This is a genomic window from Neotabrizicola shimadae, from assembly GCF_019623905.1.
GTDB classification, from domain to species: domain Bacteria; phylum Pseudomonadota; class Alphaproteobacteria; order Rhodobacterales; family Rhodobacteraceae; genus Neotabrizicola; species Neotabrizicola shimadae.
In genome coordinates, this window is the sequence record NZ_CP069370.1 from 3965913 (window position 1) to 3979008 (window position 13096).

14 protein-coding genes are annotated in these 13096 nt (G+C 62.9%); 10 read left to right on the top strand and 4 right to left on the bottom strand.

All coding sequences use genetic code 11. The features are described 5' to 3' along the window. Positions 1-125: 125 nt before the first annotated feature. Genes fliP through fliF form a run of 4 tightly spaced genes read right to left on the bottom strand, consistent with a single transcriptional unit; the run spans position 126 to position 3301 of the window. Positions 126-851 (bottom strand): flagellar type III secretion system pore protein FliP, encoded by a 726-nt coding sequence (gene fliP / locus JO391_RS19240; RefSeq protein WP_220662014.1) that lies wholly within the window; start codon positions 849-851, stop codon positions 126-128. Continuing rightward, positions 851-1120, bottom strand: coding sequence for a FliM/FliN family flagellar motor switch protein (locus JO391_RS19245; protein ID WP_220662015.1), 270 nt, complete (start codon positions 1118-1120; stop codon positions 851-853). The genes fliP and JO391_RS19245 overlap by 1 nt, the downstream gene beginning before the upstream one ends. Next, positions 1113-1706 carry a FliH/SctL family protein gene (locus JO391_RS19250; RefSeq protein ID WP_220662016.1) on the bottom strand — a complete coding sequence of 198 codons (594 nt, stop codon included), beginning with the start codon at positions 1704-1706 and terminating at the stop codon, positions 1113-1115. The genes JO391_RS19245 and JO391_RS19250 overlap by 8 nt, the downstream gene beginning before the upstream one ends. Then, on the bottom strand, positions 1706-3301 hold the full coding sequence (gene fliF / locus JO391_RS19255) for a flagellar basal-body MS-ring/collar protein FliF (protein ID WP_220662017.1): 1596 nt from the start codon (positions 3299-3301) through the stop codon (positions 1706-1708). The genes JO391_RS19250 and fliF overlap by 1 nt, the downstream gene beginning before the upstream one ends. 185 nt (positions 3302-3486) lie before the next feature. Between fliF and JO391_RS19260 the strand changes: the two genes are divergently transcribed. The 10 genes from JO391_RS19260 to JO391_RS19305 are packed head-to-tail and all read left to right on the top strand — an operon-like array spanning position 3487 to position 12938. Beyond that, entirely contained in the window at positions 3487-3894 is a 408-nt protein-coding gene (locus tag JO391_RS19260; protein ID WP_375155676.1) for a flagellar basal body-associated FliL family protein, read from the top strand. Positions 3895-3903: 9 nt separating this feature from the next. Next, on the top strand, positions 3904-4296 hold the full coding sequence (locus tag JO391_RS19265) for a hypothetical protein (RefSeq protein ID WP_220662019.1): 393 nt from the start codon (positions 3904-3906) through the stop codon (positions 4294-4296). Beyond that, positions 4293-4862, top strand: a complete 570-nt coding sequence (locus JO391_RS19270) for a MotE family protein (RefSeq protein WP_220662020.1) — start codon at positions 4293-4295, stop codon at positions 4860-4862. Before JO391_RS19265 ends, JO391_RS19270 begins: the two co-directional genes overlap by 4 nt. Before the next feature lie 59 nt (positions 4863-4921). Next, the gene (gene motA, locus JO391_RS19275; RefSeq protein WP_220662021.1) at positions 4922-5791 is read left to right on the top strand and encodes a flagellar motor stator protein MotA; all 870 of its coding nucleotides are present in this window, start codon (positions 4922-4924) and stop codon (positions 5789-5791) included. Between the two features lie 26 nt (positions 5792-5817). After that, a complete protein-coding gene (locus JO391_RS19280; RefSeq protein ID WP_220662022.1) occupies positions 5818-7935 on the top strand; it encodes a hypothetical protein in 2118 nt (705 codons plus the stop codon). A gap of 60 nt (positions 7936-7995) precedes the next feature. Next, a complete protein-coding gene (locus JO391_RS19285) occupies positions 7996-8685 on the top strand; it encodes a lysozyme family protein (RefSeq protein ID WP_220662023.1) in 690 nt (229 codons plus the stop codon). Continuing rightward, positions 8682-10754, top strand: coding sequence for a flagellar biosynthesis protein FlhA (gene flhA, locus JO391_RS19290; RefSeq protein ID WP_220662024.1), 2073 nt, complete (start codon positions 8682-8684; stop codon positions 10752-10754). The genes JO391_RS19285 and flhA overlap by 4 nt, the downstream gene beginning before the upstream one ends. 8 nt (positions 10755-10762) lie before the next feature. Continuing rightward, positions 10763-11530 carry a flagellar biosynthetic protein FliR gene (locus tag JO391_RS19295; protein WP_259444762.1) on the top strand — a complete coding sequence of 256 codons (768 nt, stop codon included), beginning with the start codon at positions 10763-10765 and terminating at the stop codon, positions 11528-11530. Then, positions 11527-12603: an EscU/YscU/HrcU family type III secretion system export apparatus switch protein gene (locus tag JO391_RS19300; RefSeq protein WP_220662026.1), complete on the top strand. Its 1077-nt coding sequence runs from the start codon at positions 11527-11529 to the stop codon at positions 12601-12603. The genes JO391_RS19295 and JO391_RS19300 overlap by 4 nt, the downstream gene beginning before the upstream one ends. Further along, positions 12600-12938: a hypothetical protein gene (locus tag JO391_RS19305; protein WP_220662027.1), complete on the top strand. Its 339-nt coding sequence runs from the start codon at positions 12600-12602 to the stop codon at positions 12936-12938. The genes JO391_RS19300 and JO391_RS19305 overlap by 4 nt, the downstream gene beginning before the upstream one ends. Positions 12939-13096 lie beyond the last annotated feature (158 nt).

Here is a 13096-nt window from a genome sequence, read left to right on the forward strand (position 1 = left end):
TAGCGAGTTCTGCTGTTCCGGCCCCTGCATGCGATCTGAACCAGACGGACCAATGGAGTTGGTACGGTGTCCGGTCATCGGCCGCCAGTTGGGCCTTGTCCCTGCCACCCGCAGGCGTCGTGGGGCTAGATATAACTGCGAACGAGCGCCCCCGAGATCAGGCTCCAGCCATCGGCCACGACAAAGAAGGCAAGCTTGAACGGGAGCGAAACCACGGCCGGTGGCACCATCATCATGCCCATGGACATCAGGACCGCGGAAACGACGAGATCAATGATGAGGAAGGGCAGGTAGACAAGGAAGCCGATTTCGAACGCACGCTGAATCTCGGAAAGGATAAAGGACGGAATCAGAAGTGACAGTGGCGCATCCGCCACTGCCGTCGGCGGGGCCGGCCGGAGTTCAGCGAGGGTGAAGAAGGTATCCGGGTCGATCCTGCCAGCCATGAAGCCGCGAAATGGCTGAATCGCCGCGAGGAGGGCCTCGTCCATGGCCATTTCATCCCGACTTAGCGGACCCAGGCCAACGTTCCATGCCTCGGTGAAGACGGGGTCCATGATGAACCAGGTCAGAAACAGCGCCAGGCTGACGATCAGCATGTTCGGAGGAGCCTGTTGCAGACCGATGGCCTGTCGCAGGATCGAAAGGACGGTGACGATGAACGGAAAGCAGGTGACCATCACGATCAGGCCGGGCGCCAGACCCAGCACCGTGATGAGCAGGATGAGCTGAACCGCGCGACCGGCAAGCGAACCGCCCTGACCCATGTCGACCGTGACCTGCTGTGCCATGCCGGGCCCGGCTGCCATCACGGTCACGGCAAGAAGCGCCCAGGCAAGGCGGCGATGCATCAAAGCCCACCGCGCAAGTCGGCAACCTCTGTCAAGCGGACGGCCAGGATTCCGGCCTGGTCGCCGTCAAGCTCCTGCAGCTCCCCGCGTGCAATGAGCCTGTCGCCCACATAAAGCTCGACAGGATCGTCGACGCGACGGTCCAGGGGCAGCACCGCGTCGCGGCCGAGCCGGAGAAGATCGCGAACCAGCGGCCGGGCCTTTCCGACCGAAATGGTGATCTCGATCGGGATCTGGGAGAACGGGTTGAACTTCGCGCTGTCATCCATGCTGAATTTCCTTTTCGGCAAGATCAAAGAAACCATGCACCGCCTTGGCGATATCGGTGATCGCGCGGTCGAGATCGACCAGCGCCTCTTCCGTGCCAAGTCGGATGTACACCTGCCCTTCGCCCAGGCTGGGTTCTTCCTTCAGGTCAAGCGGCATGCCGGTCGCCTGACCAACAAGAGACTCGACCGCTGGCCGCACGGCCGGGTTCAAGACGAGGACGATCGGCTGATCGGTCATGGTTTCGGCAAGCGGCATCAATGCGTCAAGCACCAGCGGTGCGAGGGTCGCGCGCGCCGTTTCTGGCAGCAGATGCGAGACAATCTCCAGCAGGAGCGGCTTGAGCGCCGAAAGGACATGGGCGCGCGCTTCAGCATGGGTGAAGCTCAGGGATTGCAGATGACGGGCAAGGTCGGCCCGGATGCGGGCCTGATCATCCGCCTGTGAGGCGGTGGCATCGTCCCACCCTGCTGCATAGCCCTTGTCGAAGGCTTCGAGCCGCTCTTCTTCGAGAGCATCAGCTTCGACGGTCACCGTCGATGAGGACTTCCCTGCGCTGGTTTCAAACACTTCGAGCCGAAGCGCCATCAGACTGTATCCTCGCCGGTTTCCATCCAGCCACGAAGGATCTCTACAGTTTCGGTCTGGCGTTGTTCGATCAGGCGGCGCAGGCGGGCCACCGGGTCAGGCTGGGTTGCCTGCCCCATCCCGTCTTGCGGCCCGATCATGTCGAGCGGCGCTTCGTCCTCCTCGATCACACCGTTGAGGATGCGTGGTGCCTCATCGTCAAGACCCGGCAAAGCCAGGGGGGCGGAGGCCGAAGTGACTTCAGGCAGCCGCCGCCCTGAAAGCAGGACCGGCCGGAGGACGAACAGGCCAAGCCCCAGGACGACGATCGCGAGGACGCCGGCCTGAGCAAGCTGAACGAGGTCGACCGAGGAGAGCTCTGGCAAGAGCCCTGCCTCGGCCAGGGTGCCGTCTTGCGAGATGGCCGGGAAAGGCAGCGATTTCAGCGTGATGGTATCTCCCCGGGATTCGTCGAAGCCGACGGCCGAGGCGACAAGATCACGCAACGCGGCAAGTTCTTCCTCGCCGCGCGGCTGGATGGACACCGTGCCATCTTCGGCCGTGACAGGCTCTCCGTCGACCAGAACGGCAACGGACAGTCGCCGGATCGCACCTGGCAGGCGTTCGACTTCGCGCTGCGTCTCTGATACCTCATAGTTCACCCGCTCCCTGCTTTCGCTGTTCTGGGTGCGATCGGTCTGGCCCGAGGCTGCGTCGCCCTCCGGCAGGTTCGACGCCACGGTGACCCCGGACTCTCCCTGCTGACTGGTCCCGGATTTCTGCTCTGTGTCCGACGAGATCGCGACACGGCCCTGCGGATCGAAGCGGCGCTCGGACAGGCGCTCCCGCTCGGTGACAAGGTCGACCGACACTTCCACGACCGATCGCCCCGGGCCCACACGCGCCTGCAACAGACGCTCTACGTTCTGGCGCAGTTCGGCGGCCCGATCGACAGCCGCACCCGGCGCGCCTGCGCCCTCGCCCGCAGGCGGGACAAGGCCCCCGACCGAGTCGATCACCGCGACATCCTCGGGTCGCATGTCCGGCACCGCAGAGGCAATGAGATGGCGCAAAGCCTGAGCCTGCGCGGCGTCCATGCTCCCCGAGGCGCTGGTTACCGATACCGAGGCGGTCGGGTGGCCGTCACGGCGGAAGACGCTGTCGGGCAACTGGGCGATGTGAACGCGGGCCGCGCGGATCATCGGCATGGCCAGGATCGTGCGGGCCAGCTCGCCTTCTTTCGCACGCCAGTAGGCAGCGTCGAACATCTGTGATGTCGTGCCGAACCCGGACAGCCCGTCGAGCAGTTCGTAGCCCTCGCCGCTGTTGGCCGGAAGACCTTGTGCGGCGAGAGAGAGGCGCAGCGAATCACGGAGCGCGTCATCGACATAGATCGCGGTGCCGCGGATTTCATAGGCGACGCCCTGCTGGTCCAGGGCAGCCATCACGTCGCCGGCTGCCGCCTCTTCAAGCCCTGCGTAAAGCAGGGTGTAGTTGGGCTGTGACGCAATGCGCGCGATGCCGAGGATTGCGGTGAACATGGCAAGTGTTGCCGCGATCACGATCAAGCGGCGTGTCTGGCTCAGTCCTGACCACAGCGACAGGGGATAGTTCACGTTCGAATCCTCCGCAGGCTTCTGCCTGCCTCCGTGACGCTCCCTTGCCAGGCTTAAGATTCGGTTAGCTCTCGCCGGTCTATCGTCGTCTTGAAACGGGGGATGACATGGCCGCAGATGTCGGGGACTCAATCAAGGGCAAGACGGGCAGGCGCCGAACGCAGCTTCTCTTGCCGGGTGCTATCTTGCTTGCAGTTCTGACGGGGGCCTTTGGATTCTACGCCGCCTATACGGGTGTTCTGCCTGTTCCCGGCCAGAACGGCAGTCATGCGAAGGGGGCAAAGACCTTGCCGGTGATTGCCTTCGTGCCGGTCGATCCGGTTGTCGTCTCGCTTGGCCATGGTGGGTCGGACAGGCATCTGCGCTTTCGGGCACAGCTGGAGGTGAATCAGCCCTATGAGGCCGAGGTCGCGGCCCTTCTGCCGCGGATCGTCGACGTCCTGAACGGCTACCTTCGCGCGGTGGACGCGGCGTCACTCGATGAACCGACGGCTCTGATACGAACGCGCGCACAATTGCTGCGGCGGATCCAGATGGTGACGGGCGAGGGCCGGGTGCGTGATCTGTTGGTTGCCGAATTCGTCGTGAACTAGGGGAACCCGATGAGCATGATTGCCGATATCCTGCTTGCGGCAGGCGCCTTCGGAGCGGCCTTCTACTGCTATGTCCTCGCGGGCCGATTGCGTCGCTTCACCACGCTGGAACATGGCATGGGCGGCGCGATCGCCGTGCTGTCAGCGCAGGTCGACGACATGACGCGCCTGCTGGACCAGGCACGCACTGCGGCCACGGGCTCAGCGTCATCTCTCGAAGATCTGACCCAACGCGCCGAAGAGGCCTCGGCCAGGCTGGAACTTCTGGTGGCTGCGTTGCACGACCTGCCAGACGCCACCCCAGCGGACGAACCACTTGCGCCGGACGAAGACAAGAGGCTGAGGTTCGTGCGCCGCAAGTTGGCTCGCAGCAGCGAAATGCCTTCCGAGGCGGCAGAATGAGGAAGAGCACGGGAATCGGACTAGGCGCCCCCCTGCTCCTCGCGCTGACACTTGCAGTGGGTGGCGCACTGCACCTTGGCCAGGCGATTGGCGCGGCGCTCGCAATGGTTCCGGCCAGCCCGGCCGACGAAGGCGCCCCTACGGCGACAAACTGTCCACAGCCACCCGCTGCGCTTGCAAAGGCGCTACTGGCCCGAGAGGAGCAGGTCAAGTTGCAGGAAGATGCACTGCGCGACCGAGAGGCGGCGATCAGCCTCGCCAATGCGGCACTTGATGTTCGGCTGGAAGAACTGTCGCAAGCCGAAGAAAGCCTGCGGGCAACGGTCGCTCTGGTCGACAGCGCCGCCGAGGACGATCTGGCCCGACTGACTCGGGTCTACGAAGCGATGAAGCCTGCCGACGCCGCGGCTTTGTTCGGATCGATGGCCCCCGAGTTTGCAGCCGGCTTCCTGGCTCGGATGCAGCCAGATGCGGCAGCGGCCATCATGTCGGGGCTTCCGCCGCAGGCCGCCTATGCCATCAGCGTCGTCGTAGCCGGACGGAATGCACGCGCACCGACCGAGTGATGGAAGGGGTTCCTTAACTCCGGCCTGAAAGGCTGGAGAGAGGTCACCTGGGGGACGAAGTGTTCGGCGCAATCGGCATAGTGGTGGTTTTCGTGATGGTCTTCGGCGGCTATATTGCTGCCGGAGGAAAGATCGAGATCATCCTTCATTCGCTTCCCTTCGAAATGGTGATGATCTGCGGCGCGGCTGTCGGAGCATTCCTTCTGTCAAACGATCCCGCGGCGGTCAAGCAAACCCTGAAGGATATCGGGCGCGTGTTCCGTGGCCCTCAGTGGAAACCGGCCGACTACCGTGAGCTCCTCTGTCTTCTGTTTGAGATAATCCGCCTTGCCCGCTCGAACCCCGTGGCATTGGAAGAGCATATCGAGCGCCCAAGCGAATCGTCCCTTTTTGCGCGATATCCGCGTATCCAGGCTGATCATGATGTCGTAAACCTGATCGCAGATACCTTGCGTGCGGCTTCGATGAATTATGATGATCCGCATCAAGTCGAAGAGGTGCTGGACAAGCGCATGGAGGCCAGCCACACCCATGCGCTCCATTCCTCGCATGCCCTGCAGACAGTGGCTGACGGCCTGCCTGCCCTCGGCATCGTCGCTGCTGTCCTGGGGGTGATCAAGACCATGGGCTCGATCGACCAACCCCCCGAGATTCTGGGCAAGATGATTGGTGGCGCCCTGGTCGGCACCTTTCTCGGTGTATTCCTTGCCTATGGGATCGTGGGGCCCTTGGCAACGCGCCTGAATGCTGTGGTCGAGGAAGACAGGCACTTCTATCAGCTTATCCGTGAGGTTCTGATTGCAAACCTGCACAGGCACCCGGCAAACATCTGTATCGAGGTGGGCCGCCAGAATATCCCGCACGGAAAACGTCCAGAATTTGCAGAGCTTGAATCCGCCTTGAAGGTTCTGAAGCAGGAGGCAGCGTGAGGAGGTTGCTTCTCGTTGTGGCCGTGTTGACGATGCTCGCCTCGGCCTGTCCGACTCTTGCCCAGAGCCTGCGCGTGGTTTCCGGCGATCATGACGGATTCACAAGGCTGGTCGTGCTTGGCAAACCTGGCGAAAGCTGGCGGCTTGGGCGCACGCCGGAAGGCTATGGGCTGCAACTCGGGCGATCGGGGCGCTTTGACTTGACCGATGCCTTTCGTCTGATTGACCGATCGAGAATAGCCGCAATCTGGGTAGATCCGCAGAACGGGCTACTGCGGATGCGCGTATCTTGCGCCTGTCATGCTTTCGCCACCCAGGAAGGGGACGGGATGATCGTTATCGACGTCCGGGATGGGGCTCCACCTCCCGGATCGATTTTCGAACAGGCGATCCTTTTCGGTGAGCTTGCAATCCTGTCAGATATCGAACCTCCGCGTCCGCAGGCGCGCCCGCCAGAAGTCGTCATTCTCGGACCAGAGTGGGCAAGAGCAGTCTCACGCGCGGTTCGCATTCCGACAGCCGATCCGTTCCACGGCCTGTCATCGTCTGACGCTGCTGCCAGTCTTGCAGAGGCTCTGACCGTCGAACTCGCCCGGGGCGCGGCCCGTGGTCTTGTCGACTTTGCGCCAGTCCGCCGCGAGAAGGCAGGGGAAGGTGGTGAGACGCCAGCGGCATTGGCAGTTTATCCTTTCGATCGCGGCATCGATATCACCCTTTCGCCCGACGAACCGAAGCGCCTTGCCGCCAAAGGAGGTGAGTGCATCGCAGATGAACTCGTCGACATTGCAAATTGGGGGGACGATCGACCTATATGGCAGCAATTGGCCGAAGCCACCGCTTCACCTGACGAGTTCGATGTGCCCAATGCAGAGCGCCGGAATCGGGCGGTCCAAAGGCTCCTTTATGCGGGGTTCGGGATCGAAGCCCGGCGACTGGTCGAAGCCATGCCGCTGCCGGATGGCGGACATGATGCGCTTTACCTTGAGCTTGCGGGAATCATGGATGCTGATCCGGTGGGAAACGGCGTACTGGCCGGGCAGGAATCCTGCGACGGCGCCATTGCGATGTGGGCGGTCATGGCAACCGATTCAGTTAGTCTGACGCGCCCCAACATGCCTTCGATCCGGCGAGGTTTTTCGGCGCTGCCGCGCCACCTGAGGCAGCAACTGGGCCCCGATCTTGTCAGGCGACTCATTTCTGTCGGCGAAGCCGCTTCTGCTGCGGACATTCAGGCCGCAATGGAGCGTGCACCTGGACCCTTGCCGAGTGCAGTATTGACATCGGCGGCCGAGCTGGAGCTTCAGGTGGGCGATCCGGAGGCCGCACTCGACATGCTGGAACGCAGTCCCGATGGGGGGACTGGAAGCATGGAGGCGCTGATAGCGCAGGTGGAGGCCAACGCGCTCCTGAAGCGAAGCATGGATGCCCATACTGTAGAAAGGCTCGAGGCTCTGGTCACTGAATACAGCGGAACCGGATCCGAGCCGCCGCTTCGTCGTGCGCTTGTGCTCGCACAGGCCCTCACCGGCAGCTTCGGATCAGCAATCGACGGCTTGACCGCAGCGCCGTCAGCCAACGAGGCCGTCTGGGGTTTGTTGGCGACGGCGGACGACGACACGGTCCTTCTCCATGCTGTCGGCGCGCCACCCGACATGACGAAATCGCTGTCGGACGACACCCGAATTGCGCTGGCGAGCCGTCTGGTCGATCTTGGACTTGGCTCGGCCGCACTCGAATGGCTGGGAACGCCCCCAGCGGATGCACTCGTCGGGGCACGGGCCGCCCTCCTGACCGGTGACGCGCGGGCCGCACTTCGCCTGTTGGCAGGCAGTCTGGAAGAGGGCGCGGAAGAGCTGCGCAGTCTGGCTGCGGCGCAGCTCTTCTCGGCTGGCTCGGACCGGCTGGTTGCGCCATCCGAGCCGACGCCAAGGATGGCCGCGTGGTTGGGAGACTGGGAAGAGGTCGCGGCAGATGGCGAATCGCCATGGAAGGAACTTGCCTCTCAGGCCGTCTCTGACGAGGCCGCCGTCCAAGGCGGTTTGCTGGCCAAAGGCAAGGTCGTACTGGAATCCGCTGAAGCCACGCGCAGGGCGATCACGGGCCTGATGACGTATACGGAACAGGCTTCAGGCGATTTTCGCTAACTCTTCATAAAGCTATGCCCGCCAGTCTGGAGCAGCAGAGTATTGCCCAGAGATGTGCCGATGCTTCGACTTGGGATTGCCCTTTCCGTCTTCCCTGCGCTGACCACCTCTGTGCCGGCCAGTGCCGACACCTCTGCCCTGTGTGATCGGGCGGCAATTCAAGCATCTCAGGCAACCGGGGTTCCGGAGAGGCTCCTGCTCGCCCTGACGCGGGCCGAGACTGGGCGAAACAATGACGGAACAGTTCAGCCCTGGCCATGGGCCGTGAACCAGTCGGGTGAAGGGTATTGGTTTGAAACTGAGTCCGACGCCATCACCCATGTCCAAGTGATATTGGATGAGGGTGTGACAAATGTCGATATCGGCTGCTTCCAACTGAATTATCGCTGGCACGGCGCATCTTTCCCGTCGTTGCAGGCGATGTTTGATCCCGCGCGAAACGCTCTTTATGCGGCGCGTTTCCTGCTGCGCCTGCATGCAGAGACAGGTGACTGGCGCCTTGCCGCCGGTGCCTTTCATTCACGCGACGCTGACCACGCGACGCCATATCTGGCCAGGCTGCAAGACGTTATTGACGGCATGACGGGACCACCGGGGCAAGAAATGGTGATCGAGGGAGTTTCGAACCCGTTTCCGCTGCTCGTATCCGGGCTTGGTGTCGGTCGGCATGGATCTTTGGTTCCCGAAACACGCGGTCTCATGGACCTTGTTCCTATGGGGCAGGTCGCCGGTCCGGTGTTGGCACCATGAGGTCGACGGTCCTCGCGGGACTGATGCAGCCAACGGTCGGGCTTGCACTCGGCCTGATGGCGGTCATCGTCATCATGGTGCTGCCGGTCCCGGCATGGGTTCTCGACATCGGGCTCGCACTGTCCTTCGCCATCGCAATCCTCATGCTGACCATAACGCTCTTCGTTGAGCGACCTCTCGATTTCTCGGCCTTCCCGACAATCCTGCTCGCTTCGCTGCTTCTGCGTCTTTCGCTGAATGTCGCGTCCACGAAACTCATCATCGGCCAGGGACACACGGGAACGGGCGCCGCCGGCCATGTGATCGAGGGCTTTGCCGAATTCATCATGGGCGGCAATCTTGTCATCGGGCTTGTGATCTTCTGTGTCCTGCTGATTGTCAATTTTGTGGTCATCACAAAAGGTGCCGGTCGGATGGCCGAGGTTGGCGCGCGCTTTGCGCTGGATGGCATGCCCGGCAAACAGCTGGCCATTGACGCAGATATGGCCGCAGGCGCCATTACGCATGAAGAAGCGAAAGCCAGACGCGAAAGGGAACTTGCAGAGACGACCTTCTTTGGCTCTCTCGATGGCGCATCGAAGTTCGTGAAGGGTGACGCTGTCGCAGGGCTCATGATCACGGCACTGAACCTGATTGTCGGCGTGGCGCTTGGAACCGCCCTTCACGGCATGGCGTTTTCAGAGGCTTTCTCCACCTATGCCATCCTGACTGTCGGTGATGGCTTGGTCAGCCAGATTCCCGCCGTCATCATTTCCGTCGCAGCGGCCTTGCTCTTGTCGCGCGGTGGTGCGACGGGGGCCGCGGATGCCTCGTTCTTCGGCCAACTTGGCCAATACCCCGCGGCCCTGGCGACCGTCGCAGCCGTCATGGCGCTGTTTTCCCTTGTTCCGGCCATGCCGTTCCTGCCGTTCATTTCCGGTGCCGCCTTGCTGGGCTGGATGGCCTTGCGCGGCTTCGCACGGGAGGTTCGGCAGAAGCGACCGCCCGAAACGGTCGTTGCCCCGCCACCGGCCCGTCCTGTCGGAGATCTTCTGGACTTTGACGAGATTCATATCGAGTTCGCACCCGATCTGGTCGGAATGGCGCTTGATCCGGCAACGGGCCTTGACGCGCGAATTGCCAGCATGCGCAACCACGTCGCCGCCGCGCAGGGCCTGATCTTGCCCGAAATCAGGTTGACCGATGATCATTCCCTGCCGCCGGGCACCTATCGCATTCGGATTCAAGGCGTGGAGCGTGTCCGAAACAGGCTCTATCCGGATCGCGCCCTCGCCCTGCTTTCCGAGGGCCATGAGGCGCCGGATGGCATTGATGTGCGCGAGCCCGTTTATGGCGCGCCGGCAAGATGGATAAGGACCGATCTCCAGGAAGAGGCCGCGATATCCGGCCTGACGGTGGTCACGGCGGCCGAGGTGCTGGCGACCCATCTTCTTGAAACGGTGCGGGGTAACCTTCCTCGACTGCTGTCCCTCAGGGGCCTTCGGCGTTTGCTTGACGAATTTGTCAATGTTTCTGACAGCGGCCGGTCTGCTGCCAACAGAAAGCTCCTTGATGACATGGTCCCTGACAAGGTTCCCGTGGAACTGCTGCATGCCGTGTTGAGACTGCTGCTGGAGGAGCGGGTCTCGATCCGAAACCTGCCCCTGATCATGGAGGCGATTGCGGAGGCAAGGGGCCTGCCTTCACCGGAACTCGTGTGCGAACACGTACGACAAAGGCTGGGTTTCCAATTGGTTGCAGAGCTTCGGCGCGAGGACGGGACAATCCCTCTGGTCCAGCTTGCGCCGGAGTGGGAACGCCTGTTCACGACGTACCAGATCGATGGCGAGCGTGGTCACCGTGACGTGGCCCTGCCACCGGACCAGTTTTCCAGGCTGGCGACCGCAATCGCCGACCGCGTGAACCGGGCGGCCGAGAGGAGCATTCAGCCGGCGATCGTCACCTCTTCGCTGCGGCGGCGGTTTCTTCGAACTGTGGTGGCCGCCAAGGGTTTGTCCGTTCCGGTCCTGTCCTTCGAGGAGATCGGGCTGGACGCAAGGCCCGCCATGGTTGGGGTCGTCGGGCCATGATGGGCTGGATGGCGCTTCTGTCACAGCTTTCCGGCGCCACTCCCGACCACATCTGGAAGGTCAGCCTCGTCTTTCTTCGCGTCGGGGCTGCAATGGCACTGTTGCCGGCCTTTGGTGAGCAGACACTGTCGGCACGGGTGCGGCTGGTTGCAGCCCTGGCCTTCACGGCAATCGTTGCCCCCGCGGTTTTCGACTCACTCCCCGGCGCGGGCTCTGGGGATCTGCGTTCCGCGGCAATCGAGGTGGTCGTGGGTCTTGCCCTTGGTCTGGGCCTGCGGCTCAGCGTGTTGGCGATGCAGATCGCCGGCATGATTGCCGCCCAGGCCATGTCACTTTCGCAATTGACGGCCGACACGGGCCCAGAGCCGATGCCGGCCGTGTCGCAGTTCCTCATCGTGGCCATACTTGCGCTTGCGGTCGGGCTTGGCCTGCATGTCAGGCTGGCGGAGTTCCTGGTTCTTTCGTTCCAGATCGTGCCCTCTGGCAGCCCCATCGATTCGGCTGTCTTCGCGGAATGGAGCCTGCGGGAAACAGGCCGGATCTTTGCGCTGGCCTTCGTCCTGGCGGCGCCGTTCCAGGTGGCCTCGTTGCTTTACAACCTCGCGCTTGGGTTCATCAGCCGCGCGATGCCCCAGCTGATGGTGACCATGATCGGCGCGCCGGTCCTTGCAATCGGTGGCTTTGCCCTGCTGGCACTCGCATCGCCCGTGTTGCTTGCGGTCTGGCTGAAGGCGTTCGAGACCAGCCTCGCGGCTCCGTTCCAGGTCGCGCCGTGAGCGATGAGTCGACCGAAGATCGCGAATACGCGCCCAGTCAGAAGAAGCTGGACGAGGCGCGTCAACGCGGGGATGCGCCCCGCTCTGCGGATCTGAGTTCGGCCTTTGCCCTTCTGGGGTTCCTGGTTTCCGCAGTGATTGCCGGTCCGGCTGTCGTTGCCGGAGTGGGGGGGCTTGGCGTCGAATTTCTGGGGCGGGCGGACAGTTTGGCCTCTCAGTTTCTGACTGGCGGCTCACAAGGGCTGAAACATGTCGCTGACGCCTGCCTTGCGGTCGGCGCGCTTCTCCTTGGCCCTCTGTTCGGGGCGCTTCTTGGTCACCTTTTGCAGCGTAACTGGGCCCTTACCCCAGCCAACATCGCGCCGAAGCTGTCGCGGGTTTCCCTGCTTGCCAATGCCAAGCAACGGTTCGGGCCGAACGGCCTGGTGGAGTTCGTGAAATCGACTGTCAAGGCCGTGCTGATCCTGGGTGTGCTGATCCTTCCCGTAAAGCACCAGCTTCCCGAAGTGATTGCCACATCACGGCTATCGGCGGGTGAAGTCAGCCTCTATCTGGCCGAACAAGGCCGCAGGTTTACCGTCATCGTCCTTGTCATCGCCATTGCGATCGGCCTTGCCGATGCCTTCTGGCAGCATTTCCGCTTTGTCTCGCGGAACCGGATGTCGCGGAAGGAAGTCACCGACGAGCAGCGGGACGCCGAAGGGGACCCACATGCCAAGTCGCATCGCCGCCGCAAGGCGCAGGATCTGGCCCTGAACCAGATGATCGCAGAGGTGCAGAAGGCGGACGTGGTCATCGTCAACCCGACCCACTACGCCGTTGCTCTCCGCTGGGATCGAGGACGCCGTTCCGCACCGATCTGCGTGGCCAAGGGAGTTGACGAAATTGCCCTGCGCATTCGCGACACCGCTGCCGCTGCCGGAATTCCGGTGCGAGGGGATCCGCCAACCGCTCGGGCCATTCACGCGACAGTCGCGGTCGGAGAGGAGATTTATCCCGACCACTATCGCGCCGTTGCGGCTGCGATACGGTTTGCCGAGGCAATCCGACGTCGAGCAAGAGGCCGAAGATGACGTCTGGCCTGTCGGACCTGCGCCGGCTGCAGGTGCTTTCCGACCTGATCCGGGATTCCCGGCTGGAAGCGGTCAAGCAGGCCGCGCAGGCCGAGGTTCAGACCTGTCGGCGTCTGGAGGCGCTTTCGCAGAACGGCGCAGCCCTTGATCTGCATCCGGCGGCGGCACATGCGGCTTCGTTGGCCTATGAGTCCTGGGCCGAGCTGCGCCGGCGGGAGCTTCTTGTCACCCTCGCACGGCAGCGTGCGGAACTCGCCGAGGCGGAGGCAGCAGCGCGCGACGCGTTCGGTCGCGCAGAGGCGATCAAGTCCATTCTGGGACGGCTCGGGGATTGAGCCAATCTGTCATCAGTCACTCTTTCCGGCCCATGCGCACTCCAAGAGACAGTTCCGGCTTGCATGATCCTTGGCAAGGGGGCTGCCGCGGATCAGTCGTCAATCGACACCGTGCGTTGCACGTCGCTTCGTTCGCCAGGACGACAGGCGCCTGCGGT

Coding starts and splice junctions, on each gene's coding strand:
- fliP (WP_220662014.1), bottom strand. CDS start 851: ATGCATCGCCGCCTTGCCTGGGCGCTTCTTGCCGTGACCGTGATGGCA.
- JO391_RS19245 (WP_220662015.1), bottom strand. CDS start 1,120: ATGGATGACAGCGCGAAGTTCAACCCGTTCTCCCAGATCCCGATCGAG.
- JO391_RS19250 (WP_220662016.1), bottom strand. CDS start 1,706: ATGGCGCTTCGGCTCGAAGTGTTTGAAACCAGCGCAGGGAAGTCCTCA.
- JO391_RS19265 (WP_220662019.1), top strand. CDS start 3,904: ATGAGCATGATTGCCGATATCCTGCTTGCGGCAGGCGCCTTCGGAGCG.
- JO391_RS19270 (WP_220662020.1), top strand. CDS start 4,293: ATGAGGAAGAGCACGGGAATCGGACTAGGCGCCCCCCTGCTCCTCGCG.
- JO391_RS19285 (WP_220662023.1), top strand. CDS start 7,996: ATGCTTCGACTTGGGATTGCCCTTTCCGTCTTCCCTGCGCTGACCACC.
- flhA (WP_220662024.1), top strand. CDS start 8,682: ATGAGGTCGACGGTCCTCGCGGGACTGATGCAGCCAACGGTCGGGCTT.
- JO391_RS19295 (WP_259444762.1), top strand. CDS start 10,763: ATGGCGCTTCTGTCACAGCTTTCCGGCGCCACTCCCGACCACATCTGG.
- JO391_RS19305 (WP_220662027.1), top strand. CDS start 12,600: ATGACGTCTGGCCTGTCGGACCTGCGCCGGCTGCAGGTGCTTTCCGAC.